The 785-nt window shown below is 63.7% G+C and carries 1 protein-coding gene; it reads right to left on the bottom strand.

The features are described 5' to 3' along the window. Window positions 1-785 (bottom strand): hypothetical protein (locus JNK74_28545; protein MBL7650137.1); only part of this gene is annotated, 785 nt, incomplete at both ends.

Below are 785 nucleotides of genomic sequence, written 5' to 3' on the forward strand. Positions count from 1 at the left end.
GCCATCGGCGCGGTGGAAAAACGACGGTGCCGAACACCGCCCTGAGATGGTGCTGCGCTCGGGGTCTTCATCGCGCCACTGCTCGGTTACGACCTTGTCGTTCAGCAACGCATCACAGGCGGCGACAAAGCCCCTGTCGCCGGAGCGCTGGTAGAAGGGGAAGGCAGTGTTGGCCTCGTTCCACGGCGTGGAACTGTTGTAGCGGACGAAGTAGATGGGACCCATCGCGCCATCCTTGTAGACCTCCCGGACGACTCTCCCGATACCGCCGGTACGGAACGGATTGGGGGCGTGCCCGTAGAACGCCGAGATGAGCAGCCGGCCATCGGGCGCCGTAAAGAAGCCCATGCGCTGGTGCATCATGTAGCCGGTGCTCCGCGGCGGCAGAGTGGTCCCGGCTGGAGGCTGGTAAGGCGGAAACACGAGTGTCGGGGCCGACCAATGGCGTCCGTCGAGAGAGGTGACGAGCAGGGTTTGGCCGGGCGGCTCGTGTTCGCCGATCGGGTTGCTCAGGTATTCGAGATAGAACTTGCCATTCCAGTGGGCGAGCATAGGCGCGTGGTTGTAGGTCCAGCCGAACCCGTCACCGAGATCCGGACGGGTTCGATTGGCGCGCACCACCTGATAGCTGGACACACCAATGGCAGGCCTCAGGCGTCCGTCGTGGACGGTCTGGTCTACGTAAACTCCGCCCAGGTAGCGAACAGGCTCGGACGGGCTACCGGTTTGGGTGAGCGCGGCAACGGTCACGGACAGGACGACCAACCTCATGACCGTATTATGCG

The sequence above is a fragment of the Candidatus Hydrogenedentota bacterium genome (assembly GCA_016791475.1).
Lineage (GTDB): Bacteria > Hydrogenedentota > Hydrogenedentia > Hydrogenedentales > JAEUWI01 > JAEUWI01.